The following is a 1,303-nucleotide window of genomic DNA, read 5'->3' on the forward strand; positions in this document are numbered from 1 at the left end:
GGGCGACGAGGTCCTCGGGCCGGAGAACGGCGGGGGGGGCCTCCTGGCCGGCGTGCCGGGCGCGGCGGGGGGGGGGGCGCGCGGGCGGGGGGGCAGGGGGGGGTCGGCCGGGGGGGGGGCCCCCGGGGGGGCCCCCGGACCCCCGCGGGGAGGGACGGGGGGAGGCGCGGGGGGGGGGGGGGGGGGGGAGCAGCGCGGGAGGGGGGGGGGGGGGGGGGGGGGGGGGACGCGCAGAGACCGCGGCGGGAGCGATCCTCGCAAGCGCCGAGCACCTCGGTGTGGGCATCGCGTGTGCCACCGATCGGGTGGCAGCACCAACCGCCCCTGTCTGGACGCCCTACTCGCGCACGTGCGGGAGGGGGACGAGGTCGCGGTTGCCTTGATGGATCGGCTCGCACGGTCAGTCCCCGACCTGTTGGCGCTGGTAGACGGCTTAACTGGCCGGGGGGGGGTGACCGTCCGCTTTCTCAAAGAGGGGCAGACCTTCGAGCTGGGCTCCGCGTCCTCCATGAGCCGCTTCCCTCTCGGCGTACTGGGAGCGGTCGCGGAGTTCGAGCGCTCGCTGATTCGGGAGTGGCAGGCCGATGGCATCGCCCAGACGGAGGCAAAGGTGTCTATCGAGGCCCAAGCCGCAGCCTCTCTTCGATCAGGTGGAGGAGGCCCCCCAGCGGGTGGCCGCAGGCGTTCCGCTCTCGCGAGTGGCCCGCGAAGCGGGGGTGAGTCGCAGCCTTATGAGCGGCGCGATGAAGCGGCCAGGGCCCTATGCCACCCCGTCAGGAGTGGCCTGAAAGTCGGCGCCCCGGGCGGCGGGCACAAGGCGTGGCCGGGTAGACCTGCGGCCTCAGTCGTCATTCAGGTGGAGCCGCAAATTGTAAGGGCGCGGCATCGGGACGTCATTCAGCCCAATTTCGTTTCGGAGGCTCTTGCGCAGAGCGAAAATCACGGGTCCTAGCGAGCCTTCCGTGGTCTCCTCAAACTGGACCATGAACTTCGAAGCCGCATCGATCTCTTCCTTGCCGCCCAGCAGCATGATGTCTGAGAAGGCCGCTTCCAAGTCGTCCCGATGCTCTCTGGTCAGACGCTCTCGGTTAGATGTAAGAGGTCATGACGTTGTTGACTCGGGCCGGGGCCAACGAGGCCGGAGGGGCGTCCCCGCAGGAGGTATGAGGCCGATGATAGTTGTAGTGGTTCACCCACACGGCCAGCGCCTCACGCCGAGCTGTCTCTGAGGTATACGGGCGGGCGTAGAGGACCTCATCGACCATCAGCCGGTTGTACCGTTCGACCTTCCCGTTATGGCGCG

2 protein-coding genes and 1 pseudogene are annotated in these 1,303 nt (G+C 70.0%); 1 reads left to right on the top strand and 2 read right to left on the bottom strand.

The window, feature by feature from the left end:
- Positions 1-289: 289 nt before the first annotated feature.
- Positions 290-595, top strand: a pseudogene (locus FLM69_RS11755) (recombinase family protein); the annotation flags it as partial.
- A 246-nt stretch (positions 596-841) separates the two neighbouring features.
- On the opposite strand, the gene FLM69_RS11650 reads toward FLM69_RS11755, so the two are convergent.
- Positions 842-1,054, bottom strand: coding sequence for a hypothetical protein (locus FLM69_RS11650; RefSeq protein WP_255502846.1), 213 nt, complete (start codon positions 1,052-1,054; stop codon positions 842-844).
- A gap of 34 nt (positions 1,055-1,088) precedes the next feature.
- A partial coding sequence (locus FLM69_RS11220) for an integrase core domain-containing protein (RefSeq protein ID WP_141844293.1) occupies positions 1,089-1,303 on the bottom strand: 215 nt, incomplete at its 5' end.

This window comes from Micrococcus sp. R8502A1 (genome assembly GCF_006704135.1).
Lineage (GTDB): Bacteria > Actinomycetota > Actinomycetes > Actinomycetales > Micrococcaceae > Micrococcus > Micrococcus luteus.